Raw genomic sequence first — 26209 nt, forward strand, 5'->3', positions numbered from 1 at the left:
TTCTATCCTTTAATTCCTGACGATGCAAGGCTCGCCTTAATATGTTTTGAAAAAATTACTGTTAAAAAGAGTACTGGTAATATGGTTAATACCGATAATCCCATAACAAAATTTTGCTTAACTGCCTTATTCTGAGAGATATTATACAGTGCCACATTCAATGTCCATAAATTTTGTCTTTCCGTTACCATCCATGCCCAGAAGAAGTCACTCCAGTTAGACAAGAAGGTTTGTAAAGCAACAATCGAAATAATTGGTTTTGAAAGTGGCATACAGATCTTTGTAAATGTATAAAGGTTAGAAGCGCCATCTATTCGAGCTGCTTCAAACAAGCTACTCGGTATACGGTCAAAAAAGCCTTTATAAAGATATACAAAGAAACCATAAGGTAATAAATGTGGCACTAAAAGTGCCCAGTAGTTATCATAAAATCCAAGTCGTTTAAACATAGTAAACTGAGGAATCATAACTGATACAAAGGGAATCATTGTCGTTCCTAGGAAGAACAATAACCAGAAGTTTGCTGCCTTCTTACTAAGCATCCTAGAAAGGGGGAACGCTGTAATAGCACCTAGCACTACTTGAGTAATAATTGCCCAAGATACTACGATTAAAGTATTAATAATAAAAATTAAAAAGCTATACTTAGCAACTACTTCATTTTTGGGGTACATCCATGAAGGTAATTGGAAATAATAAATAAAACTTTCTAAAAGAAGTAAGTTATTTTTCTTTACCTTAGTACCTTTTAATACACCATTTGTCTCATATTTATCTGCTAAATTTTTAGATACTTTATCATAGATCTCATCTTTTTCTACAGTCGTAATATTATGTGCCTTTTGAATTCCATTTCTATCAAATGTATAGCCTATCTTATTTGATGCACGTATGTAACGGTCTTCATATAATAAAACCTTTCTATTAATACTAGCATTTGCATAAACCCCTGTGTCTTTTTCTAGTTCTAATTTCATGCGATGTGCCCTTGAGTAAAAGATATCCTCTCCATTCATAGTACCTACAAACTTAAGTTCAAATAAAGAATCTCTTGTTAACTCATAAACGGATGAAAACATAGCTAATATTTGATCTTGCTGAATCTTATCTAATAACTGTTCATCAGTTAAATGTTCGAAGGCTGAGTAGTCCATCTCTATGGTTAAACTCTGTGCAGTATCTGGTAATAGTTTAGGTGGTATATCATAAATCTTTACATTGTCTTTCATTGAATTACTTATAATGTAAATTAAAGGATACAAAATTAATAATGCAAAAAGAATGGATACAATATATGATGTAATAGTCAAACTGGATTTTTTCATATTCTTCCCCCTATTCAACCTCTGATTGATCAAGTTTCATTTGAACAATTGTTAAAATACCTATTACGATGAAAAGTACACAAGCTGCAGCTGTAGACTTACCATAAGACAAGTCCTTATTGACCATATCATAGATATAAATCCCCATAGAGGTTGCAGCACCACTTGGTCCTCCTGAAGTATATTGATAAGGTAAATCAAGGATTTGCATTGTAGAAATCGTAGCAAGAATTAATTGAATAATAATGATAAACTTAATGTTAGGTAAAGTAATATGAGCAATTTTCTGCCATCCTGTACAACCATCTATCTCACTAGCTTCATATATATCAGAAGACACGCCTTGTATAGCCGCTAAATAAAGAAGTACGCCTACACCTCCACCTATAATACCCGGGAAGATAATTGCAAACTTGGTGAGACTTGGATCACTTAACCACATTTGTGGCTCTGCTCCAAAGAATTTAAGAACTTGATTGGCAAGACCATAGTCAGGATGCCAAATCCATTTCCATATGATAACATTAATTGAAATAGGAATAAGGGCTGTAGTCAGATACACTGTTGAAAAAAACTTCTTACCTTTTGTCAACTCATTTAAAAAGATAGCTTGGACTAGAGGTATAAAGAATATAAGTCCTATATGTAAAAGTAAGAAAATAAAAGTATTTTTCCATGCACCCCAGTAAAATCCTGACTGAAAAATATTTTGATAGTTTTGTAGTCCTACAAATTTTCCTGGTGGATTAACAGGGTCATACGTAAACAGAGACATATAAAAAGATTGTAAAATAGGATAATATCTTAACCAAACTGTAAAAATAATACCTGGTAATAAAAATGCTGCTGCCGAAAAAAGATCTTTTCTTTTTAAGTAACTAGACTTTTTCATTATATTCCTCCCATATTCCTAAATCTGTTTAATAACATTATATATTTTTTTAATTTTATCTTTAATGGTACATTTTAAAGAAAAAGGTATCTCTTTTTAATCTAATTCTTTTTATAAGTGAAGATATTAATTTAAGATACTTTTTGCTTAATTATCTAGGTTACTCTTATTATTCAAAATTGTTTATAATATTATTATCATTTACTTAGGAGGTATATTATGTTTAAAAAAGCAACTGCACTTTTAACAGCTACACTCATTGCAAGTATGGCATTTACTGGATGTGCATCTACTAATACCACATCTACTCCAACAGCAGACCCAAATACTAATCAATCCTCTACTAATTCGGATGATTCAACTTCTCAAGACGACCCTGTTACACTTACTCTTTGGCTTACAAGTAGAGAACAAGATGATGTAGAGGAAAGCATTGAAGAAGAATTTCTTAAAAGAAATCCTAATATTAAACTTAACAAAGTTATTAAAGAAGGAGACCCTGGCAACGAATTTTATCAAGCTGTAGCTGCTGGCAATGCACCTGATTTAGTATCAACTTCTTTCACTATGATGGATAAATACATCAATGCTGGCATTTTAGAGCCACTTAATACATACTTTGATAACTGGGATGAAAAAGATAGCTATAATCCCCTTTATGTAGACCGTTTTACTAAAAATGATAATCTTTATGGTATCACGATTCTCTCAAGTACTTTCTATCTAGGCTATAATAAAGCACTATTTGAAGAAGCTGGCATTACTGCTGCTCCTACTACTTGGGATGAAGCCTTTGACGTTGCTAAGAAACTTACTAATCCTGACAAACAACAATATGGCTATGGTGTCCTTTCTTCTCAGTGGACCGAATGGTTCTTCCAATACTATGTATGGCAAGCTGGTGGAGACTTAACCGTTCAAAATCCAGATGGTACATTAGAGCTTACCTTTACTGACCCTGCTGTTATTCAAGCAGCTGAGTACTACCAACAACTTAAACGTGAAAAAGTTATGCAAGCTGATCTTACCCTTACTTTTGATGATATGATTCAACAATTTGCACAAGGTAAACTAGCTATGATGCCATTTGCAGGTGACTGGATATCTTGGGCAACATCTCTTGGTGCAGATCCTGATAATATCGGCCTTGCTCTCCTTCCTGCTGGTCCCTCTGGTAAATCTGTAACAACAGATCTTGGTGCTTGCTATGTCATCAATGCAACTACCACTCAAGTTCAAAAAGATGCTGCATGGAAATACATTGAGTACTACACTTCTAGAGAAGTTATTGAAAAAAGACTTAAAAATCTAGAAAGTAAGGGCGCCGTAAATGCTGTTACTTATCCATATACTGATTTTGATATTTCCTCTATTACATCTCTTAACCCTGAATATGCTCCTGTTATTGAAGCTGCTAGAGGTGGACGTCTAGAATTCTATGGTAAAGATATTATTGGAACCTATGTTGATCGTGTTGTTCAAAAACTTCTTTCTGATCCTAACGCTGATCCTCTTGTAGAATTTACAGCTGCTCAAGAAGCTGCATATAAAGAAGTTGTTAATGAATTTAATAAAGCTATTCTAGAAAATAAATAATTCCTCTTATTAATACAAAAAGGTACATCTATAGTTTGGACTTATAGATGTACCTTTTGTTTTATTTTTTATAATGTTATAATGTTATCAAAATCTACTTACAACTCTACTAGGAGGAGCTATGTTTAGTCCCAAAAATAGATTGGCTTTTACAATGTACAAGCTTATCTTTCAAATCCGTAAAGTAAATGTATTCAAGAGACTGATTATTTCTTTTCTTATCCTTATTACTTTACCAACCTTAGCCATTACCATCATTACCTATAATACATATACTGAAGAAATTGAAAACAATATCTCTACACTTTTATCTTATACAACACATAATGTAGCTCAATCTATTACCAAACAAATGCAGCATTATGAAAATCTAGTTTATAATCTCTATCTAGATGATAATCTTATGCAGCTTGTAATTGACTCATTAGCTGATAATTTGTCATTTGATGAACAACAGTCTATACAAGATACAATTAATAATTATCTTTATTCCTATATTCCCAACTCAGATAGTAAAATATTGAACTTACAAATTGTTACTCCAAAAGGACAATTTACCCAAACCTCCTATTCTTCTAGCCAAAGAGGAGGATATCTTAAAGATCCTATGACTTTTGTTAATTCATCTTATTATACAAAGGCCAAAGCTTTTAAAGGCCATCCTATATGGTTTGATACCACACTAGAAGATAATCTCTTTTATAGACAAACAGTTAATAGGCCTATAGTTGACTCACTTTCTCTTATGCAATCTATTCCTAATTATTATTTAAAGGATTCTGTAGGTGTCATTGTAATGAATATTTATCTAAATGGGATTATTGAAGATATTAATGCATCATTACTTAACAGGAGTGGACATCTCGTACTAGTTAGTCCACAGGGTAGTTTAGCTTCTATCAACTCTAAGCTAAAAGGTCCTATTCCAACTAATGTGCCACAACTTATTTCAGAAATAGGCGATCAGCTTGAAGGCATCTTTTATACAGAAATAAATGATAGTACTTGCTTAGTTGCCTTTGAAAAGCTTTCTAATAGTGATTTTTACATTCTTAACCTTGCCTATTATGATGCTCTTATAAAAAATGCTAAAAGTATTAGAAACTTCACTCTTTTATCTATGCTAATTGTTATCTGTATTTCTATTTTAATTGCTTATATCGTAACACTAAGTATTACTGTTCCACTTAATAAACTTAAACATACCTTAGATAAATTACCTAGTAAAAGTTTTAATGCTACCTTTAATGATACTAATCATGATGAAATAGGTATACTTGGTCAACATTTCAATACAATGGTTAAGCAAATTCAAGATCTTATTCATAAGGTCTACTTATCCGAAATACAAGCAAAAGATTTAGCTTTTAAAAAGAAAGAGGCCGAACTCAATGCTCTTCAAATGCAAATTAATCCCCACTTTCTCTATAATACTTTAGACATTATTCGTTGGGAAGTCATTGCTCTAGAAGAAGGCAATGGTAAGGTCAGTGAAATGATTGAATCCTTTTCTGCATTTCTTCGACTTAGTATCCCTAAACATTCAGAACTGGTTACAATTTCCGAGGAAATAAAACATATTGAAAGCTATCTCCAAGTTATTAACTATCGCTATACATCTAAGGTTGTATTATGTAATAATTTAGACCATAATACCTTAAATCTTTATATACCTAAGCTTACCTTGCAACCTATTGTAGAAAATTGTATTGTACATGGGTTTAAAGGCCATTTAGATAATAAAATCATTACTGTAACAAGTCATATTACAACTGATATGTTACTTCTCTATATTACAGATAACGGAGTTGGTATGCCATTAGAACGTCTTAATCAAATAAATACACATCTATCTCATATTCATACTTCATCCCAAACAAGTATTGGCTTATATAATGTATGTGAGCGTATCCAACTATATTTTGGAGCTGAGTATGGTTTATGTATTGCAGAGAGTCCCTCAAAGGGAACAACAATAGAGCTTAAATTACCTCTTAACGGTATTATGCAAACAAAGGAGGCTCATCATGTTTAATCTTATTATTGTAGATGATGAAGATATCATCCTTAATGGTCTATCTAAATATGTTAATTGGAATATACTTAATTTCCAAGTTGTTGGAACTGCACATTCTATGGCCGAAGCCCTAGAAATTATTGAGTCTAATCCTGTAGATGTAGTCTTAACAGATATACGTATGGAATATGAAACTGGACTCGATCTAATTGCTCAACTTGCCAAAGATTATCCAGCTATAAAAACTGTTATTCTTAGTGGCTATGAAGAATTTGAATATGCTAGGCGTGCGCTTCAATATGGTACTTTTGATTTTCTCACAAAACCAGTTAATTTTAATACACTCCATGAAACATTTAGGCGTCTAAATGAAGTTTTAGAGGAGGATATGACTAAGCGTCAAGAAGATGAAGAATTTATAGAACTAAGAAAATCAACTTTCTTGAATAATCTTACTCGTAAAAATGCACTAATAGATCCTCTGCTTGCAAAGCAGCTAGAAATTCCCCTTACCTCAAATATGCTTCAAGTTGCTAGAATAAGAATAGAGCATATGGATGATGAGGATATGACTAAGGCTAAATCTATCTTAAGGCAAACGCTCTCTGCTATCTTAACAGTGCCTTACTACATAAGTTTTAATAATACACTTAATGAAGTAACCTTAATCATCTACGATCTTCCTCAAGAAGTTGGCCTAGTCTTACTAGAGTCTTTCACCCAGGATCTACCTTATTTAGTTACTATAGGACTTAGCAAAAGCTTTACCCATTTAAATGCTTTTCATGCCGCCTACTTTCAAGCTGGTAAAGCTCTAGACTATAAAGTTATTAAAAAAAATTCTCTTATTATTGCATTTGAAGAGATTGAAAATATCCTTTATGTTGAAGATGTCATGTCTTATGAGCTAAGAGAAAAGTTACTCCATTATTTACTTCTCAAAGATATTTCTGCCCTTACTCAACTGGTTATAGAAGAGATTAGACATATTGGTGAGCACAGCGATACATTGAACCTTGTTTACTCCTTTTGTATTGAGCTCTATCTACTCATCCATAACTTTTTAAAAAATCACCATTCAGAAATGGTGCATGACGAAATTCATGATTTATTAAGACAACTTATCTTTAGAGAAAATATTGAGGATATTATTGATTACACATTACTTTATATTGAAAATCAAAAACAATACATACAAGATATAAGTCCTTGCTCAGGAGATAGTATTAAGACAGCTCAAAATTATATTCATGAGCATTACGCCGAGAATCTTACACTTAATACTTTGGCAGATCTACTCTTTATCCATCCTATTTATTTAAGTAAGTTATTTAAAGAAAAAACAGGGCAAAATTTTATAGATTATCTTACTCATATTCGAATTGAAAAAGCTAAATACTTTCTTCGTGAAACTCATTTCAAAATTTATGATATTAGTGAAATGGTAGGTTATGAAAGTCCAAAATACTTTAGTAAGCTCTTTAAAGAAGCTGTGGGCACCACGCCAAAACTCTATCGTTGTAATCATCAACTTGATGCCTAGTACTAGGCATTAATATAATCTTGTAGCCAACCATGTTAAATTCTCGAAAGGAAATAAAGATGACATTAAAAGATAAAGCAAAAAAATTAAAAACTGATATACCTGCTTTATTTATGGCATTAAAAGATAAGGATACGCCAATAATTGCAAAAATATTTGCAGCTATTACTGTTGGATATGCATTATCACCCATAGATTTAATCCCAGATTTCATCCCTATCCTTGGATATCTAGATGATTTAATTTTACTTCCTGTACTGGTTACACTTACGATACATTTCATACCTCATGAAACCTTTGAACGATGTAAATTAGAGGCTAAGGGGATCTGGAAAAATGGGAGGCCTAAAAAGTGGTATTACTCTATTCCTATTCTACTGATATGGTTATCCATAATTATAATGATTATAAATATTATTTGTTTCAATTAAAACACTGTACCATCGAGATCCTACAATAAATATAAACTCACTAAGAAAATATAACCTCCTCTTAAGATAATCCCTTAAGAGGAGGTTATATTTTCTTATATTTATCGTAAAATTGCTTCCATTCTACACTTTAAATCTAATATTTTCTCTTCTATCATCCTTGCTGTTTGAATAAATTCAGCATCTTCTTTTCCAGATGGATCATCAAGCCCCCAGTCTTCTCTGTGCTTACATGGTAAGTTTGGGCATTGTACATTGCACCCCATAGTAATAACAATGTCTACCTCTGGTATATCTTCTAAAAGTTTGCTTCTTTGTGTTTCATTCATATCTATATTATAAAGTTGCTTCATAATTCTAACCGCATCTTGGTTAATCTGACTTCTAAGCTGGGTTCCTGCAGAATAACTTTCAAATGTATCACTTGCTAAATGTTTTCCAAGTGCTTCAGCCATTTGAGACCTACATGAGTTATGTACACAGATAAATGCTACTTTTACTTTTTGCATATTGCTTTTTCCATATCTTTCTTTGAAAGCATTCTTCCTGATGAAACACCCTTTTCATCGACCATCAGCGCAGGCAAACTCATGATACCATACTTCATTTGTTCTTTAATATCTGTTACTTTATCAAGGGTTGCATCAAGGCCTTGCTCTTTAATAATCTCTTCTGCATAACCATACATCATTGTACATTTTGAGCAACATGCCCCAAACACTTTAATATTCATATTCCTATCACCTTTCCTATTTACATGATTAAAAATGAAAAAGCATTAAATCCATAACCAATCATCATGATACCTATTACAACAATCCCTACAAATATAGTAAGTAACTTGGGCTTGATTACATTTTTTAGCATAATGATTGATGGTAAAGATAATGCTGTTACTGCCATCATAAATGATAAAACTGTCCCTAGCCCTACCTCCTTATAGAGTAAAGCCTCTGATATAGGTATGGTTCCAAAAATATCCGCATACATTGGAACACCTACGAGTGTAGCAATAAGAACTGAAAAGATATTCTCCTGACCTAAAACTGCTGAAATTACCGATTCAGGTATCCAGTTATGAATTAATGCGCCTATTCCTACACCTATTAGTACATACTTCCATACTCTCACAAAAATTTCTTTTACTTGGTCTTTGGAGTAACTTAGTCTCTCTCTCTTTGTCAAAGTAGGGAGTGTAATATCTATTCTCCCTTCCACATGTTCAAAGACAAAAGGCTCTACGTACTTTTCTAATTTCAGCTTACTAATAATAGTTCCACCTACTACAGCTAAGATAATCCCAACAATTACATAAGCCATGGCAATATTCCATCCAAAAATACTGGCTAATAATAACACCGATGCCAAGTCTACTAATGGAGAAGATATTAAAAATGAAAAGCTCACCCCTATTGGTAATCCTGCTTGTGTAAACCCTATAAAAAGTGGAATACTCGAACAACTACAAAATGGAGTAACTGTTCCTAATAAAGCACCCATAACATTCCCGGCAATACCATTAAATCTACCTAGAATCTTTTTAGTTCTTTCGGGTGGAAAATAACTCTGAATATAAGAAATCATAAAAATTAGTGCTGCTAACAAAATAAAAATTTTTATAGTATCATATACAAAAAAGTGTATACTACCGCCTACTCGTGTTGCCATATCCAACTCAAATACATCTTCTACTAGCCATTGTATCAAATTATATAACCACTTCATCTGGAGCAACTGTTCATTGAACCATTCAAACACCATCACCCCTCCTCTATCTTACAACTACATTGTTCTTTATGTGATAACAGTTCATCCATAAATTCTTTATACTCTGTCACTTTAGTTTCATTAAGTTTATATTTCATCCATATCCCATCTTTTCTCGCAAGAACAAGATCACATTGTGTAAGCATCTTCATGTGATAGGATAAGGTTGGCTGTGTAATATTCAATCCTTCTAAAAGGTTACATGCACAAAGTTCACCACAAGAAAGCATATCTAAAATCCTCAATCTTGTTTCATCAGCTAGTGCTTTAAGTAAAGGGACATACTCACTATAACTATATTTCATCATCATTCCTCCTGTGTATAAAACACATAGATAATCATCTATATATCAGTATATTATCCAACATATAGATAAATGTCAATATGTTTAAAATATCTATCTTTAAAACTTTGTTTATAATAAAAATATATCATTACATAGTATCTCTAATAAGTGCTATATTTCTATCCTATCCCATAATATAATTTAATCATTTCTGCACTCTATAAAAGCCATCCTAAAATGTTATTTTTAAGATGGCTTACTCTATTCTCTTTATTTTTTTATATAGTCTACTTAAATTGATAAAATCTTATTTCCTGCTTTTAGAGCTTCTGTCAATGGGATCCCCATTCCAATCACCTCTATACCTTGATTTATTAATTCTGCTTCTACACCATATCTAGAAGCACATGTTGCACATGCACGTACTTCTACGCCTGCGTGCTTAGCCATTTGAATTTCTAACTGAATATCTTCATCTATAGCTGTAAGTTGAGCCGATGGCCCCCATATAATCACTTCTACTTCTTCCCACCATCCTTGAATTTTTGCATTTTTAGCATACATAAATACCATATGCAAGGCTGCTTCTTTGTCTCTTGTTACCCATAGTACTGTTAGCTTATTATTCTCCATAATCCCCTCCATAAGTAATTTATTATAATTGATCTTTTTTCATGATATACATGGCATCATCAGCTTGTTTTAATATTGTATCTAGGTATTTCTTCGAAATTTTAAAGTTTTCTGTATAGGTATACCCCCAGTCAATATCTACATGACTTTGTTCCTTAGATTCAAGAGGTATCTTCCTTATTTCATTCTGTAGTAATTTCATTTTAGAAACAATCTGATCTTTTGGGTAATTCACTAATACTATTACAAACTCATCCCCACCTAAGCGAATAACAGAATCTTGGCTTCTTATATTTTTCTTAAATAGAGAGGCGACTTCTATTAATACATGATCTCCTGTTTCATGTCCCATTGTATCATTAATTTTCTTAAATGCCTTTAAATCTACCATAATAAATGCTACTTGCTTCGATACTTCATTATTATTGTGATAAAGAAAACGGAATTCTTCTAAATATCTTCGGTTGTATACTGAAGTGAGCGCATCCTCATAAATCTTACGATAGGTATCTGTTATAAGTTCAATAATTGTTTTATCTCCTTCAGCACTCATTCCAAACTTTTCAAACAGTGAATGATCTGCAACTCCATTAACAATTTCTAATATTAACTCATGGACCTTTCCCGTTTCATCCACTACCTTAACAGGTCTTGAAACAACGTGATAAACTTCATCATCTCGAAATTCGTATTTTTCTTTTGGACTTCCTGTTAAGAGAGCATTCATACTTGTACAATTCTCACAGCGTGCTTTCTTATTCCACATTTTATAACATTGATGTGTCTTCTCTATACTCTTTGTCTTTGCCCTAAAGGACATTACCTTTGTTTCCCGAGTGTCAACAAGACGAACTACATCAAAAAACGGTTCCATATATTGTATTGCTTCTTTTATTTTATTTATATTTTGTATTTCTATCATTTTTATAGTATCCTCTAGTCAAATTTCATATTTATGGTTATATACTGAACGCCTTTATATTTAACGGTTAAGAACTAGACATTTTATATTATTTATGTATTCTATTTATAAACTTATTATTTTTATTATACTAAACCTCACGATTGCATACAACTTATGATTATTTACTTCTATCCTACTTATTGTATTTTTAAGTATTAAGCTATGGTATCTATATGATGAAATGATTATATATAGTATTGAATCTCCCAAATACATGTTACTTCAAAGTAGTAGAAATATTAAAAAGCATAAATCCATGTAGATTTATGCTTTTTAATATTCGATATTCTTATTGCTCTTTTTAAAGTGATAAAATGGTTTTTTATAAATAATTTTTTCAATTGCTTACATAGAATTCCATCATATCATCTAATCTTAGACAGCCAAGTTTCTTAGATTCATATGATCCACAATCAATTCCTATTTTATCATTATATTGTTTTTCATCATCCTCTATATAGCTATACCATATTTTATGTTCATTACATAGAGAGTGGGTAAAAGTATGACCAAATATAACTGTTATATCTTTTCTACAAGGGGCTTGAGTAAACTCATCCCTTATCCAAATCATATCCCTTCTACTTTGTTGATCTATAGCCTTTTCCAATTCATACTCACTAAAAGCACGAATTCCACCATGTACTAGCAAGAACTTTCTATTATTCACTTCTATGAATTTATATAAAACAGCCTGTGTTAAAAAATCTTTAATTTTTTCTTTTTCTTCTACTTTTAGCCTATTATATTGCTCTAATGTTACCTGCCCACCATTACAATCTCTTAACCAATTATTAAAGATTTTTTCTTCTCCCGTATATAGACTAAGCATCATATCTTCATGGTTACCTATAATAAATTCTATATTGGGATGCTCCATTGCTAATTTAAGGGTCTCTATAGACTTTTCTCCTCTATCTATTAAATCCCCTAGTATATATAATGTATCATCTACTTTTAAATTTATCTTTTCTAGCATTTTTTCAAATAATTCTACTTCCCCATGTATATCACTCATGACATAAATCATGGCTTTATCCCCCTTACACTATGCAATTATATGTTGTAGTATATTTTTAAAATACATTTACTTTAATATATCATATAAATTTTTATAATGCATTATTTCATAACTTGTATCAATTTCTTTCCACTGGTGATGGTTCAATCCATATACTCTCAAAACTAAAAAACAAGGACTTTTTAAGAGTGAACCCCTAAAATATTTACTCTCCAATTATTAAGTAATGCCATTCGCTACACTACGTTACGCTCATGATAGCTAGCGTCATATACTTTCCAAAGTCACATTGCTCACACTCAGTAATATTACAAAAATCATGTAATATTACTGAGTGCACAGGCTTCGCCCTATGCTGACAAAATAAAAAAGTTCCAAATGAGAGCTAGCTCTCATTGGAACTTTTTTATTTTGTCAGCGCGCTGCTAGTAGCTTTCGCGACTATTCAAACTCAATTGCTTAGACTTTATCAGTATTTACAGGCCTTGATTTTATTATATTTCTTATCTTTATTATCATGTTTTCGCTGTGATTTTCTAATGCTTCATAAATTATTAGTATCGTTTTAGTATCTTCACATAAACAAAATAAATTACTTTTTATCTACCTCTTCTATTAATCCTTGTACATGAGCAGAAAGCTTTGTCCCAGTAGCTCTTCTAGTACTATTAGGATATTTTTCATATTTAGTAAATATTCTCACACTCTCTCCTATTAGGTTTGAATAATCTTTTTTAATATGCGAAAAAATCTTCTTTATATATCCATAGTTTTCCTCGCTTTGATTGTACAAATCTTCTAGTAATTCCAATTCGCATTCTTCAAACATATATATTATTATGGGACTTATATCTCTAAAGTTAATTTTTCCTTCATCCCTTAATTTTTCTTCCGAACAAAGTAAAGATTGTGGAACATGATTTATCCAATTCCTAGTTTTAGTTATATGTAATATCATTTCTTCTACTTCTTTATCCAAGTCTTTTATCTCAAAACCTAAACTTCCTTTATTTTTTCTTTTTTTTATGATGGTTCTGAAGTTTATATACGATATTGATTCCTTTTGTGTATCACCAATTAAATTTACTATATATCCATCTATGTTACTTATACAATCTTGAAATTTACCATAATCATTATTATCTATATATATCTTTTCCTTACCTTCTTTTTTATGTTCTTTTATATACTCATCCATTTCATGTAAGTATTCTTTATATCTATGGAGACATTTATATGTTCTTGCGATAATCTCATTTAAATAAATAATAAAATCTTTTTTTTCTTGTAATTTAAATACCTTTAATTGTACCTTTTCTTCTTTTGATAACCTCATCTACCCTCATCCTTCCTCTAACATTCTAATGCACTTATAACATAATAAACTTAAACTAATCTTTATCTGATAAACATAGTACATATGTAAGTCTATCACTAATTTGTTCCTGAATTTGATTTATGAATGTTATATTACTATATTCATCACGTACAATCCAAATATATTCTTTCAGTATAGATGTATGTTTTTTAGCAAATTCTAATACCTTATATAAGGTTATCAATTCTGATAGAGTAAACTCTACCCTTGACAATGGTACTGCATATGTTCCAACTGCAATTAATTCTGGGTCACATTGCCACTTCTTGGACATGGCTTCTTTTGTCTCCTCTAATACACTATCCGTATCCCTTAAATCATTATAATATCCCTCTAATTTATCCATAACATATTTTAATAGATTACGATCAATCTTCTCTAAGTTAGTATATTGAATTTCATTATAATGCTCATATATCGTTTCTATAATAGCCCATAAATTCCTAGCTGTTTCCTTTGGATGTTCATATCTAGTATCAAAATTAACCCAAACTTTTATTTTATTAAAATCTTTATTAGCATTGTACAAACATCTTCCCCCCTTTATCTTATTATGAAATAATTATATCGTATCTACATGGAAGCGTCTATTCATGTAAATACGATATTTTTTAACTATGTAACTGTTAATTTAAAATTCTTCTTTCCACCTTCAAAATCGTCAACACTAACTATATTGTAGTCTTGTTCTTTATACCTTAAAATCATACTTTTATTTAATGATGATTACTCCTCTATTTAGGCTTCTAATAGGCTCATACAGACGTTTTCTTACGTTTATCGAACTATTTTAGCCTAACGATTACAGCTATTTTTACACGTTTAAAAAGTGAGTACGTGAAATAAAAAAGTGTTAGCTCTCTGACTAGGTGTGTTATATATACGTTTATTTGTAGCCTTATAATCTGTACTCACAACTATCCCCCCTATCTAAAATAAATAATTATCGTGTCACTGCTTCTAAAACTCTGGTGTATAGGTACAATTACTCTACATATATGGATCTCTTATACTTGTCACTCAAATTTAAGTGAACCCCCATTACCCATATATGCTCATTTATCTCCTATTTCTTGTTTTAGATCTCGATTAGTTTATCATGTTTTCAATGTACTTTTATATCTACCCTTAATACTACTTACTAGCTTTAAAACGCTCTCAAATCGTCTATATTTAGCTTATATAAGGTTTTATTTTATGATGTATAGTTACACCAACTTACTTGTATCTGCATAGTTCTAAACGTGAATTTAGTGTTAATCTAGGGGAGTCTCTACAAAAAAAAGAGAAGCTCCAGGCTTCCCTCTACATTCATACATCTATTAATATAATATTAATCATTATGTTATATTGCCATAAATAATAACCTTTGATACAATTAATTAATTACTATTATGGAGATGATTTTATGCTAATTACAGAAAAAATTTTATATGCTATTGCTGATGGAATAATTGATTTATATCTATCACTAAAATTTACTTCTAATGAAGCAAAAGAACAAAGAATACTTAAAGAAATGCAAAATTACCCTAGTGTTGATGAATACAAAAAACATAAGAAAAAGGAATATATCCAACGTGCATCTTATTACACTAAATTAGATGAAAAAACTGTTCAACGTATTATTGAAGAGCAGGATACACGAAATAGCTAATTTATAAACCAGTTACCTATTTTCATTATATTTTTTTCTTATGTACTCTAATGAATATCCTAGAACTATATATGTAAGTATAAATATTAGCACCATTTCTTCTTCATAGAACAACCATGTTTCTACTGAATACTTATAGATTATTATTCCAATAGTTATAAGTATGCTACAAACTATTGGAGTAAGTACTAACATAATTTTTGGTATTCTTTCTAATTCTTCATTTAAACATATACTAAAAATATGTATCCATACCATTACAATGAGTATAGGTGTCAATGCATCATCCATATAGAAAATTTCTCGTAATATCATATATGGTACAATTGAAAATAAAATAGCTAAGAAAATTATCTTTAACTGCTTCCCCTCTCTTTCAACTTCTTCTTGTTCTCTTCTTAATCTTTCTTCTTTTAATCCTGGGTAATCCTTTTCAAATTTATTTCTTTCCCATAATTCGTCTGCTTTATTTCCTGTTCTTTTTAAAATTTCTCTAATCACTATAGTTTTAAAGTCCATAATTCCCCTCTTTTCAGTTGTATAGCAAAAGAACAAAACTATCTACCTTGTTCTTTAAGTTTTCTCACTGCTCTTATCAATGTGCTTTTGCTTATTCTAGTCATCTTCTCAACTTCTGTATATGAATGGTCTTTCAATAAGTCTAATGCCATCTTTAATTGAGTGTCTGTATACTTCTTTGGTCTACCCTCTTTAAATCCATCTTTAGTCTTAGCAATAGATTTCCCCTCTTGGGTACGTTCTACAATCATATCTCTTTCAAACTCTGCAAAAGAAAAGAAGATATTCCTTATCAATTTAGAAGATGGTGTATTATCCATCATGCCTATATTTAAGATATTAACCTTTACACCCTTTTCTATTAACTCTGTAACCAATTCACTACCTTGTGTCATGGAACGTGCTATACGGTCTAATTTAGTAACTATAAGGGTATCTCCATCTTTTAACTTATCTAGTAGCTTATCAAATTGTGGTCTATCCATCTTTGTTCCTGTAAAGCTATCTGAATAAATTTCAACTGCTCCATTTTCTCTCAACTGTTGTTCCTGACTCTCTAAACCATTACTATCTTTAGCTTGTCCCTTTGTACTTACCCTTGCATATCCATAAATCATAACTTTTTCTCCTTTTATTTTGACACTAAGTTTTGAATACGTTGTATGTATTGATTATATGTTGCTTTTTTATCGGTGTCAATACTTTTAAGTTATGACTATGCTACCAGTAAACAAAAGACTTTGTATTAATACAAAGTCTTTTGTTTATATCCTAACTATCCTCATCCGAAATGTTACCCTACCCATTCCAGCACCTGCATTTAATCCCTCTGATTTTAAACAATCATTATTCACCTCGAAATGATATATAATCAATATACTATCCATCATTAAGCATCAAAAAATTAATATAATAGATTTATTAATTTATAATTAGATTTCCTAATTTTACCCATACACGTGTGTCATGACCTTTATCGAACTGTAATCCTGCTAATGTAACACCTATTCTTACTCTATCAAAGTCATCAAATTGATATCTGGCATTAAAATCATTCCCTATAATTTTAATTGTATCAGTATCATTATCAACTACATATTCAAATTTTATGTAATCAGGGTTATAGTCAGAATAATCTCTCGGAAAATCTCCCCCAGTCCACTCTTGTATATATACATCCTCTAAATGAACGTCTTCTGGTAGATTTTCTAATTGTACTATAAATTCTATATACTCTAGACGTTCATTTAGAGTAGCAGTATAGTTACCGCTTATATTTTTAACCCCTATTTCGTAATCATCAAAAATTTCTTTTCCCCTATAATCAAGATTTATTGTGTGCAAGGATTTATTCTTAAATCCAAGATTTCCGGATACATATGTATTATTCCTATAGTGTTCATAAAGCGGTATCGCACTTACTGCAATAAATATGCCTATTATTGATAAACTTAAATATTTTTTTATTTTTTTAGTGCTATTTTTCATATTATCCCTAACCATCCAATCTATTTTACATTCTTAATAAGAATATACTAATGTATTGTTATTAAGTCAATAAATTTCTGTTTTGCATAATTTTTTTACTTAAAAAACATTTGATATCTTAAGTAATGACACTTTTATCACAATTGTTTTATTAAAATTTAAATCCACCAAAATGTCGGATATAAGATTTTTATCTATCTACCTTTATTCAAGTATCCTGCTAATTTTATTACTTTCCCTGTGTCTCCTTTAACAGTATTTTTCTCCACCTTATTTTCTTTGGTTCTATTATGTAGTTCAGTAAAGCTTTTGAGTCCATTCATAATTTCACTTGCTTTATTTTTTCCAAGCTTTTTTTCTTTATCATCTTTTCCACCGTACATTTCAAACATCAAGAATTCCCCCTTTATTAAAAGTCATATTTCCCACGACCATACATTTTATTGTTAATTACAACTTGTTTTTCGAACTCTTCCCTAGTCCTTTTACGCTCCTCGACCCACTCTTGCTCCTTCTGCTTTTCTATTTTCCTAAATGTTGGTCTGTACCCTAATGTTGTTGAATAAAGTTGATTATCTAAATCGCTTACCTCTCTTTCACTTATCTTAGATGGAAGTTTTATACACAAGGTTGATCCCCATACTTCCTGTAATGCCTTTTGTGCATCTAATGTTAAATATTCTTCTTGGTTCTTTATCTCTTTAAATAATTCATTTATTCTATTTGCTTTATCAATAGCTTGTGTTATTGCTTCTAAATAAGCTTGTTTTGCTAGTTCGATATTTTCTATTGCTTCATTCAAATCTATCTCTCTAGCTTGCTCTTTTGCTTCTTCAAGCATATTATTTAAATCCACTTGTAATTTTTGTTTCTTTGCTTCTTCAAGTAGCCTCTCTTGATATTCTAATTGGTTACTTAATTTCTCTATATCTTCATTGATTCTTGCTATCTCATCCAATAAGCTGCTATCTAATGTCTGCTTATATTTAAGCTCTTTTACTTCTATGCTTTGTCCTAAATTCTTTATTTCTTTTCTCAACTGCTCGTTTTTTGCTTCTTGAACCTTCATTAGGTTGCTTCTATCTTTTATCTTTTTCTTCATTTCATCTAAAAATTTCATATTAAATTATCCTTTCTCTATTAATGCAATTAATTTTCTGATAACGGAAAAGGAAACCTCCATTTTCATTTATAAAAAACTAGGGAACTTTCGGGCGACAAGGAACCGCAACTCACTTTTTACTACTGAAAGAACCTAGATATATCAATGGCTTCATGCATGTATATTTGTTACTTCTTACCCTCATAATAGTTGATATTCACCCCTTTGCCTTGCTACTGCTTCCTTACAACTTTTCAATAATCGGAAATGATTTTACCTCTCGTGAATTTGCACAATCAGCTTCTTAAATAGGTCGAGATTCACACTTTTGTTTTAACCTACTCAATCCCTTGCCATTACTAGGTTTACACACGTTTTATTAATTATCTGTCAATTCATCTTTATATATATAAGAGTATGAATCTCATTAAATTGCCCTCAACCCTTTGATTTCATTAACTTTATCAAACTTATTCCTAAACCGAGTGACACCACTATATAAAAATCTGCTTCTTAGTTTTTTTTCTACCTGAAGATACCAATTAAGCTAAAAACCATACAAAAGTCTGCCCCTTACCAAAACATATCTATCGGGTTGTTTGTTGCTTCTACTCTCGATTTCTGTACATCTTCGTATATGTCTGCATACCTAGAAGCCGATGCTATAGACTTTTGTCCTAATGTCTTAGCCACCTGCTCCAGTGCGAAAATCTCTCCATACTGCTTGTTTGAATGATAGGCATTATATCCATTGGTCTTACGTGGTGTATGTGTTCCTATCCTCTCATAGCCTAATTCCTTAGCATACTTTGATAAAAGCTTTTGTATCTGCCTATATGATAAAGGTTGCCTTTGTCCGTCTTTCATTTGCCTTGATGGAATTAAATATTCATGGTCGTACATGTCTTTTATATATTCCTCTAGGATTTCTACGGTCTTTTGACTAATGATTGGAACATCTCTATTAGAATCGGTCTTGCTTTGATAGATATAATACTCTCTCTTGGCTATATGCTCCTTTAACTCTCCTGCTCTCATGGTTCTAATTTCATTACATCTAAATCCACCACTTCGTGCAATTATGTAGTATATAAATAACCTCTTATCTCTCTGTTGCAAATATCTCATATAGACACGTTCATGTTCTATATCTTTAAAGGGCTTTGTAGAATTAGGAAATGCCTTTAAATCTTTCTCCCTAATTTCTCTCATTCCTCTACTCATACATATTCACCCTCTATTCTTCTGCATAGATCGGTTCAAGGGCATCAATACATTTTTTCAATTCATCACCTTTTAAAGTATTTAATTTATAAATAATTGACCTTATCCAAACAATAATACTTCTTTCACCACTTACCTTTGAATTTAATAGGCATAGCATATTTTCAAAGCATTTAATACGGTATTGCTTTTTCTCTTCTAGGCTACACTTGCTAGGCTTCTTTATTTCTTCTCTCATCTAATACACTCCTTTCCACCTATTCAATGCCTGCAATTAATTCTTTAAATAATTATTGAATTATATCTTCTAATTTTATATTTAAAACACTTGCCAATTTATTTATAGTTTGTATCTTTGGCTTTTGATAGCCCTTTTCAATCTTACTTAATGTTATCCTGTTTATGCCTGTTTTTTCTGCTAACTCTACAAGTGATAGCCCTGCTCTTATACGTGCAACTACTATCTTTTTAATATTAATCTCCATAAATCACCTCTTTTCATATAATATTATGTAACAAAGTGTTACATTGATTTTAATTGTATTATACTGTAACATAATGTTACAAGTCAATGCGAATTTTATTTTGAGGTGAATTATGGAAAATGATTTTGGTATACGATTAAAAGAAGCTAGGTTAAATAAAAAATATACTCAACAAAAGCTTTGTGATATTCTAAATAATAATTATTTGAGTGGGAGTAACAACACTCTTACTAGAAATGCTATTACTATGTATGAAACTGGAGCAAGAAAGCCCAATTATGAGATATTAGTTGCTTTATCATATGCTCTTAATGTTGACGTTAACTACCTTATAGGTTCATCAAATAAAAAACACTCTCATATAGTGAATAATGCTTATAAAACACTTGAAGCATCTATTCAAAACTTAATAAGTCAAGACAATGAGGAACTCAGCACAATACTATTCATGCTAATAAATAACATAAATGACACTTTGAAAGTAAAGGATATATCAATAAATACTTTAGGAGAACTTAATGACCTAATATATGAGCATAATAAAAAAAGGGTATCTAAATAACCCTTAAAGTTCTTTCTAATCCCTAAAATGCGAACAGGAACTACGTTCCCTATAATACAAGCCGAAAAAGTAGAATGAGGGTAGCATATTGCCTCCTCATTCTACTTTTTTAATTCTCCTGCATCTGTATTCCTTTACATACTACTCTCTCCAAAAACTTATTCCTAACCTTATCAAGTGTATTTAAATCTATAATAATCCACTTATATGTCTGTTTATCTAAATATATTACTACAAATTTGATCATCATATATAATTGAAATGTTCTAAGTAATCATCTAATAAAGCTTCTTCACTTTGTGTAGCACTAAAAGAAAACCATAACTAATATTTAATACTAAAACTTAATTTTCTTGAAAACAATTTATCCCTTAATGAAAATTTTTTATGGAAAGGTTTTCAAATATCACCCCAACATTCTTTAGCAATCCCTTTATTTTAAATTCCTAGTGGCATTATCCTCTTTTTATTTTTCAACATTTCTTTTCTATCTAATATTTTCATGATACTTTTATGTGCTATCTTTATAATTTCAAGCTCTCACTAGCAATTCAATATTGCTATCTAATCCTTGAATTTATTTTTATCCACCTATCCCTTATTATCACTAAACCTTATTCACACCCCCTTTTGTCTTTTCCACTTCTATTCAGATATATTGATTCAATATTTATCTAAATACCTTTTTATTAGTTCATTCCTATAACCTTCATCTTCTTCTATGTACTGTTTTGTATCACTTGAGTTGTTTTGTCCTAACATTTATTGGGCTTCTTCAATGTTTTTTATGCGTGAAAATATCCTATACCATATATTTTTCTAGCTATATGTGTACCTATCTGATCAAGTCCTACATTCTTCCTTTCTTCCTTCATAATCTCATAAATAGTTGTATCGTCTAAAGACTTCTTTTTCTTTCTAGTATTTGGAATAAATAGGCATGCTCTCTCTTCCCCTTAATATTATCTTACTAATGCTTTTCTAATTTCACTTGGAATAGGTATTTCCCTATACTTCCCTGTTTTCTGCACTGTTAGTCCTAGCCATCTTTTGTCTTTAAAATCCTTTATTCTTCACCTTAATAATTCACCTTGTCTAAAGTCTGTCCTTGGTGCCAACAAATAAAAAACATATACTCTAACATCTCTATCCTTCAATGCTTGCTCAAAGTCTTTTTCTAGCTATCTATTTTAAATTGGTTTCACCTCAATCTTTCACATCCTTTCAATCATCTAACTTAGATACTGAGCAAGGCAGTATCATTTGTTCTAAATCATGTTGACTTTGCTCCCTAAAAATCACATTATCTGCAAAATACTCTAGTTCATGTTCTAGCTCTCTCCCTGTTACATTTTCTTCTACCAACGTTATATAAATATCTTCATATACTTCATATACAATAGACTGTCTGGATATAATTCTTTAACTTCTTTATACTTTGCTAAAACTGACTCCTTTTTCATATATACAGTAATCTCATTCCAAACCTTCCTAGAAATTACCTTAATTTCTTCATCTAACCTATATGTAATAGCCAAGTAAATTACACAATCCATATACTTCTCTATAACTTCATTTATTTCTATTAGCGCTTTATTATCCATATAATCAAATCTCCTTTATCATTAGCTCTTTATTTATATCCACACTATATACTTATTAGTCCGTTGCTCTACTTTTTCATCTGTTACATTAAACTGTTACGTTGCAAATCACACTACAAACCTTGTATTCCCAATGTTGTACATTGTTACATTAAAAAGCGCAAAAAACTTAAAACATTTTAAAGTATGTTTGATACCTCATATATCTATCATTATTTTATACTTTTAATGTTTTCTAATGTAACAATGTAACTCATCCCCTTTAAAGACTTGAAGTATATGGTCTTATTACTGTTACAGTAATTTTATTTATCAATGCAACTTAATGTAACAACTGTAACACTAAATAGGCATACTATAATTAGGTAAGTGTGGTAATTTATAATAGCGCCCTAAGCTTCCATTAATTCTAGATGTTTGATTTTCAAATCCCATTGCTGACAAAGCCTTTCCAACTGATCTTGGTTTTAACATCTTACCATGCACTTCTTCCATATAAGAACATATAGCTGTGGAAGTAATATATCCCCATTGCTCCTTTGGCTGGTTAAGTGGTAAATATTCTTCAAGAAGCATTTGTTCATCCGATTTTACCATATAACCTTTATTCCTATGGTTGTTGTACTCTATTTCATTTTGCTCCAGATATGTTTTATTACCTTGTAGCAACAACTCCATAACCTCACCCCACATCAAATCAATATCTATATTATGGGTATGGTCTAGTTTTTCAACATCTATTACAACAAAACGTCTATTCCCTGTATCATCCCTCAAAAATTCATTATCATTTACAGTACAAGCAAAAAATGTTCGTCTTGGATATTTTTCTGCTTTCCTACTGTAGGGTGTCCTAACTTCATCTGATGGAGATGTTAGCCATGCCTTTAAAGCATCTCTATCAGATTTTCTCATTGTGCCACCTAATTCTCCTAACTCGCACAACCAATAAGATGTTGCTTGAATAATATCATCTTTTCTACTAAGGTCTAGCTGTATACCATCTTTAAAAAAATCCTTCACATGTGCTTTAGGCATTAATGCTCTAAACCATCTAGTTTTTCCAACTCCTTGCTTCCCCTTTAATACAAGGGAAAACTCTGCATTATCATTTCCATTATTTAATCCCATTTTAGCGCCTGTTAGTAACCATTTTAAAATCATACATTCATTAAATTTTATATCTTCTTGGTTATAATAATTTGGATAACTAATTGTTTTTAATAGTTTTCCTAACTCACTTACCTCTGCATTTGTTGTTTTAAATTTCTTGTGTGCATCCTCTAGATACTGCTTAATCGGATTATATGCTTTTGTATTAGCTATGTAAGAACTAAACCCCCATAAATCATCTTTTGATAGCACTAATCCTGTTCGCCTACAATCACTATTTATTTGAGTAAGAAAGTCATCATACATATACCACTCTTGATTACTTTCAATACAACGCTTTAATTCATTATATTGAAGTTCAATTCCTTTATTGTCATATAGCACTTTTAAGTTTTCCCATATTTTAAGTGGTGTTCCTCTTGCATTACATTCATATTTAATGCTTGTAGGTTGCTGATTTTTAAACTTAATTTTCATATCTTCAACTTTTTTATCAAATATGTCTTTTTGTCCTCTTTTTATAGCTTCGGCTTCAAATAGTTTATGTCTTTTAGCTTTTTGAATATCGTCACTTATCATCATAAAAGAATAGGTCTTTTCATCATTAAAATCTACTGTTGATAGGTTTGGTGTAAGTTGCTGCGGCTGTTCCACTAACTCACCCCCTTCTTATAGTAATCTGGATTATAATATTTTCCTGTGTATGTCCTTAATGCCTTTTCTATGGTTAATCCTCCATAAGTTGTACCTGTCTGCCTTCTATCCCATTTATCTCGCATAAGCGCTGATTGTCTATAAATACGATCAATCTGACTTGTACTTCCATTGGTCCAGAAAATAAGATAGTTTATTAAACTTAAATCATCCCTTGAAGCATCACCACTCCCAAAACCATAGTAAAACAAGTCATTAAATGTACTGTTTTTACTAGCCTTTTCTATAACTTCACTATCTGATAAATACTCACTACCAGAATTCCCCTGTTGTGTGGTCATAGTGCTTGCTTGCTTTTCTTCCTTTAGGTATTTGTCAAATAAAGGTCTGATAGCTTCCGTACAATCTTTTACAGCTTCATAGCCCTGTATCATATTTCCTGTTACAGTAAAGAAGCGCCCTGCATCATAACATTCAAAGTTACCTTTTCTACATCTACCTCCTGGCTTTTTACCATAACAAATAATATGAATACCTTTTCCAGAAGGACTTATTTCTGCATAACTTCTTAGAGTAGTTAATACTTCATCTACAATAGGATTATCTAAATCCACATCATCAATATCTACTCCAAAAACACCCTTACCTAAAACAAAACCTAATCCACTAAAACCATATGTATATGTTGCTTTTAATGCTGTATCAAAATTACTCCATGTATTATCATTTGTACTGCTGGCATTACCACCGGTATGCGGATTTTTAGGTATCTTATTAAATTTACCATCTTCCTTTGGCTCTAGCTGATAACAAAGCCATCTATTAATGCTTTTTAATTCATCTGGTATATTATTGTAGTTCACTACATCACCTTCTTTTGCTTACATATACACCTTTTCATTGAAATATCTTTTTGATATTTTCCCAGCTACAACAATGTAGCCCTGTGCCTTCAACTCATCATTAAGTTTCTTAATAATTCTATATCCTGTGACAGTTGATACTCCTAATGTCTTCGCCACATCTTCTGCCCCTAAAAATCTTTGTTCCTCTCTAATTACTTCATTCATGTTTTGCTCCTCTCCAACACATTTAACTATGTACTTCCATAAATAATTTAAGAGCATCCTTAAATCCTTCTACATATGCTCTTTCTTCTGCAACCCCTGTTCGTTGGTTACATAAAGTTTCATATTTACAAAACTGTTTATATCCTAAAATCTTCATTAATTCTTTTTCTATTGCTTCAATTTCTCCATCACCTTCAAAAACGAAAGGTTTCTTCATTTCTTGTGAAGCATTAAACAAACACCATATTTTGTTATTCATCATATATTCACATCCTTTATTAAATAATTTTCCCTCTTATAATTGTAAAATCCCCAATATATTCATCCATCAATTATAGATATCACTTAACTGGTGTGTTTCATCATTGTAATTTTGTTTATTTAACGTGTTACTATCATCTAATTTTTGAATTAAGTTATTAATGAAATCTCTTTGATCTACTACTTTACCTTCTTTACTAGTATTAATTTAAGCATTACCTTTAATTGTGCTTTAATCTCTTTACTTGTCCCTTTTATTGTAAAACTCATAACCTATTTCTCCTTTCTTTCACTGTGGAGTTTAATCCAACACTCCCTAACGTCTGGCGCTGGCATATGTATGTGTTAGAATTTTCTACTCTTTAACTCACTCCCCCCAAAAAATATTTCTTGAGGAGCTACACCTAATTCACTAGCTATTTTTTTTACCACTTTTATACTTGGATTAACTGCCTTTCCTGTTTCCAGCATACTAAGATACTGTCTTGTTATTCCTACTCTGTTAGCAAATTCATATGCTCTTATATGCCCTTTTTGAATTCTCAATGCTTTTAGATTCATTTTTTTATAATTCACCTCTCATATTGACAACTGTAGTTTGCATTTATAAATATAC

The 26209-nt window shown here is 31.0% G+C and carries 32 protein-coding genes; 6 read left to right on the forward strand and 26 right to left on the reverse strand.

Going from position 1 to position 26209, the window contains the following annotated elements; all coding sequences use genetic code 11:
- Positions 1 to 2: 2 nt before the first annotated feature.
- Together BN2390_RS13505 and BN2390_RS13510 are read right to left on the reverse strand one after the other, a co-directional pair.
- Complete coding sequence (locus BN2390_RS13505; protein WP_053984864.1) at positions 3 to 1325, reverse strand: carbohydrate ABC transporter permease; 1323 nt, start codon at positions 1323 to 1325, stop codon at positions 3 to 5.
- Positions 1326 to 1335: 10 nt separating this feature from the next.
- Positions 1336 to 2217 carry a carbohydrate ABC transporter permease gene (locus tag BN2390_RS13510; RefSeq protein WP_053984865.1) on the reverse strand — a complete coding sequence of 294 codons (882 nt, stop codon included), beginning with the start codon at positions 2215 to 2217 and terminating at the stop codon, positions 1336 to 1338.
- A gap of 219 nt (positions 2218 to 2436) precedes the next feature.
- On the opposite strand from BN2390_RS13510, the gene BN2390_RS13515 reads away from it, so the two are divergent.
- The 4 genes from BN2390_RS13515 to BN2390_RS13530 all read left to right on the forward strand — a co-directional run bounded on the left by BN2390_RS13515 (position 2437) and on the right by BN2390_RS13530 (position 7804).
- Positions 2437 to 3813, forward strand: a complete 1377-nt coding sequence (locus BN2390_RS13515; RefSeq protein ID WP_053984866.1) for an extracellular solute-binding protein — start codon at positions 2437 to 2439, stop codon at positions 3811 to 3813.
- Between the two features lie 121 nt (positions 3814 to 3934).
- A complete protein-coding gene (locus tag BN2390_RS13520; protein WP_053984867.1) occupies positions 3935 to 5848 on the forward strand; it encodes a cache domain-containing sensor histidine kinase in 1914 nt (637 codons plus the stop codon).
- Positions 5841 to 7373, forward strand: a complete 1533-nt coding sequence (locus BN2390_RS13525) for a response regulator (protein WP_053984868.1) — start codon at positions 5841 to 5843, stop codon at positions 7371 to 7373. Before BN2390_RS13520 ends, BN2390_RS13525 begins: the two co-directional genes overlap by 8 nt.
- Before the next feature lie 59 nt (positions 7374 to 7432).
- Entirely contained in the window at positions 7433 to 7804 is a 372-nt protein-coding gene (locus tag BN2390_RS13530) for a YkvA family protein (protein WP_053984869.1), read from the forward strand.
- 101 nt (positions 7805 to 7905) lie between these two features.
- Here BN2390_RS13530 and BN2390_RS13535 read toward each other — a convergent pair whose 3' ends face one another.
- The 9 genes from BN2390_RS13535 to BN2390_RS13575 all read right to left on the reverse strand — a co-directional run bounded on the left by BN2390_RS13535 (position 7906) and on the right by BN2390_RS13575 (position 14383).
- Positions 7906 to 8313 carry an arsenate reductase ArsC gene (locus BN2390_RS13535; protein WP_053984870.1) on the reverse strand — a complete coding sequence of 136 codons (408 nt, stop codon included), beginning with the start codon at positions 8311 to 8313 and terminating at the stop codon, positions 7906 to 7908.
- Complete coding sequence (locus BN2390_RS13540) at positions 8301 to 8537, reverse strand: thioredoxin family protein (protein ID WP_053984871.1); 237 nt, start codon at positions 8535 to 8537, stop codon at positions 8301 to 8303. The genes BN2390_RS13535 and BN2390_RS13540 overlap by 13 nt, the downstream gene beginning before the upstream one ends.
- A gap of 20 nt (positions 8538 to 8557) precedes the next feature.
- Positions 8558 to 9565, reverse strand: a complete 1008-nt coding sequence (locus BN2390_RS13545; protein WP_198524914.1) for a permease — start codon at positions 9563 to 9565, stop codon at positions 8558 to 8560.
- Complete coding sequence (locus BN2390_RS13550; RefSeq protein WP_053984873.1) at positions 9565 to 9876, reverse strand: ArsR/SmtB family transcription factor; 312 nt, start codon at positions 9874 to 9876, stop codon at positions 9565 to 9567. Before BN2390_RS13550 ends, BN2390_RS13545 begins: the two co-directional genes overlap by 1 nt.
- 273 nt (positions 9877 to 10149) lie before the next feature.
- Positions 10150 to 10491, reverse strand: a complete 342-nt coding sequence (locus BN2390_RS13555; RefSeq protein WP_198524915.1) for a DsrE family protein — start codon at positions 10489 to 10491, stop codon at positions 10150 to 10152.
- 22 nt (positions 10492 to 10513) lie between these two features.
- The gene (locus BN2390_RS13560) at positions 10514 to 11413 is read right to left on the reverse strand and encodes a GGDEF domain-containing protein (RefSeq protein ID WP_053984875.1); all 900 of its coding nucleotides are present in this window, start codon (positions 11411 to 11413) and stop codon (positions 10514 to 10516) included.
- A 379-nt stretch (positions 11414 to 11792) separates the two neighbouring features.
- A complete protein-coding gene (locus BN2390_RS13565; RefSeq protein ID WP_053984876.1) occupies positions 11793 to 12485 on the reverse strand; it encodes a metallophosphoesterase in 693 nt (230 codons plus the stop codon).
- A 583-nt stretch (positions 12486 to 13068) separates the two neighbouring features.
- Positions 13069 to 13812, reverse strand: a complete 744-nt coding sequence (locus tag BN2390_RS13570) for a hypothetical protein (RefSeq protein ID WP_053984877.1) — start codon at positions 13810 to 13812, stop codon at positions 13069 to 13071.
- A gap of 55 nt (positions 13813 to 13867) precedes the next feature.
- Complete coding sequence (locus BN2390_RS13575; RefSeq protein ID WP_053984878.1) at positions 13868 to 14383, reverse strand: hypothetical protein; 516 nt, start codon at positions 14381 to 14383, stop codon at positions 13868 to 13870.
- 879 nt (positions 14384 to 15262) lie between these two features.
- Between BN2390_RS13575 and BN2390_RS13580 the strand changes: the two genes are divergently transcribed.
- Positions 15263 to 15511, forward strand: a complete 249-nt coding sequence (locus tag BN2390_RS13580) for a hypothetical protein (RefSeq protein WP_053984879.1) — start codon at positions 15263 to 15265, stop codon at positions 15509 to 15511.
- Positions 15512 to 15523: 12 nt separating this feature from the next.
- On the opposite strand, the gene BN2390_RS13585 is transcribed toward BN2390_RS13580, so the two are convergent.
- From BN2390_RS13585 to BN2390_RS13620, 8 genes are all read right to left on the reverse strand, one after another.
- The gene (locus BN2390_RS13585; RefSeq protein ID WP_053984880.1) at positions 15524 to 16030 is read right to left on the reverse strand and encodes a hypothetical protein; all 507 of its coding nucleotides are present in this window, start codon (positions 16028 to 16030) and stop codon (positions 15524 to 15526) included.
- A gap of 38 nt (positions 16031 to 16068) precedes the next feature.
- Positions 16069 to 16647, reverse strand: coding sequence for a recombinase family protein (locus BN2390_RS13590; RefSeq protein ID WP_053984881.1), 579 nt, complete (start codon positions 16645 to 16647; stop codon positions 16069 to 16071).
- A gap of 304 nt (positions 16648 to 16951) precedes the next feature.
- Positions 16952 to 17533, reverse strand: coding sequence for a hypothetical protein (locus BN2390_RS13595; RefSeq protein WP_198524916.1), 582 nt, complete (start codon positions 17531 to 17533; stop codon positions 16952 to 16954).
- Positions 17534 to 17712: 179 nt separating this feature from the next.
- Complete coding sequence (locus BN2390_RS13600) at positions 17713 to 17910, reverse strand: hypothetical protein (RefSeq protein ID WP_053984883.1); 198 nt, start codon at positions 17908 to 17910, stop codon at positions 17713 to 17715.
- Positions 17911 to 17927: 17 nt separating this feature from the next.
- On the reverse strand, positions 17928 to 18638 hold the full coding sequence (locus tag BN2390_RS13605; protein ID WP_053984884.1) for a hypothetical protein: 711 nt from the start codon (positions 18636 to 18638) through the stop codon (positions 17928 to 17930).
- A 555-nt stretch (positions 18639 to 19193) separates the two neighbouring features.
- On the reverse strand, positions 19194 to 19844 hold the full coding sequence (locus BN2390_RS13610; protein ID WP_053984885.1) for a tyrosine-type recombinase/integrase: 651 nt from the start codon (positions 19842 to 19844) through the stop codon (positions 19194 to 19196).
- A 13-nt stretch (positions 19845 to 19857) separates the two neighbouring features.
- On the reverse strand, positions 19858 to 20082 hold the full coding sequence (locus BN2390_RS13615) for a hypothetical protein (RefSeq protein WP_053984886.1): 225 nt from the start codon (positions 20080 to 20082) through the stop codon (positions 19858 to 19860).
- Between the two features lie 52 nt (positions 20083 to 20134).
- Positions 20135 to 20329: a helix-turn-helix domain-containing protein gene (locus tag BN2390_RS13620; RefSeq protein WP_053984887.1), complete on the reverse strand. Its 195-nt coding sequence runs from the start codon at positions 20327 to 20329 to the stop codon at positions 20135 to 20137.
- Positions 20330 to 20441: 112 nt separating this feature from the next.
- Between BN2390_RS13620 and BN2390_RS13625 the strand changes: the two genes are divergently transcribed.
- Positions 20442 to 20891 (forward strand): helix-turn-helix domain-containing protein, encoded by a 450-nt coding sequence (locus tag BN2390_RS13625; protein WP_053984888.1) that lies wholly within the window; start codon positions 20442 to 20444, stop codon positions 20889 to 20891.
- 1224 nt (positions 20892 to 22115) lie between these two features.
- Here the strand turns inward: BN2390_RS13625 and BN2390_RS21730 are convergent.
- From BN2390_RS21730 to BN2390_RS13655, 7 genes are all read right to left on the reverse strand, one after another.
- A complete protein-coding gene (locus tag BN2390_RS21730) occupies positions 22116 to 22256 on the reverse strand; it encodes a hypothetical protein (protein WP_154668828.1) in 141 nt (46 codons plus the stop codon).
- A 2-nt stretch (positions 22257 to 22258) separates the two neighbouring features.
- Entirely contained in the window at positions 22259 to 22495 is a 237-nt protein-coding gene (locus BN2390_RS13630) for a hypothetical protein (RefSeq protein WP_053984889.1), read from the reverse strand.
- 342 nt (positions 22496 to 22837) lie between these two features.
- On the reverse strand, positions 22838 to 24262 hold the full coding sequence (locus BN2390_RS13635; RefSeq protein ID WP_053984890.1) for a VapE domain-containing protein: 1425 nt from the start codon (positions 24260 to 24262) through the stop codon (positions 22838 to 22840).
- The gene (locus BN2390_RS13640; RefSeq protein WP_053984891.1) at positions 24262 to 25125 is read right to left on the reverse strand and encodes a phage NrS-1 polymerase family protein; all 864 of its coding nucleotides are present in this window, start codon (positions 25123 to 25125) and stop codon (positions 24262 to 24264) included. The genes BN2390_RS13635 and BN2390_RS13640 overlap by 1 nt, the downstream gene beginning before the upstream one ends.
- Positions 25126 to 25143: 18 nt before the next feature.
- A complete protein-coding gene (locus BN2390_RS13645; protein WP_053986327.1) occupies positions 25144 to 25332 on the reverse strand; it encodes a hypothetical protein in 189 nt (62 codons plus the stop codon).
- 22 nt (positions 25333 to 25354) lie between these two features.
- On the reverse strand, positions 25355 to 25594 hold the full coding sequence (locus BN2390_RS13650) for a hypothetical protein (RefSeq protein ID WP_053984892.1): 240 nt from the start codon (positions 25592 to 25594) through the stop codon (positions 25355 to 25357).
- 344 nt (positions 25595 to 25938) lie between these two features.
- Positions 25939 to 26154, reverse strand: a complete 216-nt coding sequence (locus tag BN2390_RS13655) for a helix-turn-helix transcriptional regulator (RefSeq protein ID WP_053984893.1) — start codon at positions 26152 to 26154, stop codon at positions 25939 to 25941.
- Between the last annotated feature and the right edge of the window lie 55 nt (positions 26155 to 26209).

The sequence above is a fragment of the Niameybacter massiliensis genome (assembly GCF_001282685.1).
GTDB lineage: Bacteria > Bacillota > Clostridia > Lachnospirales > Cellulosilyticaceae > Holtiella > Holtiella tumoricola.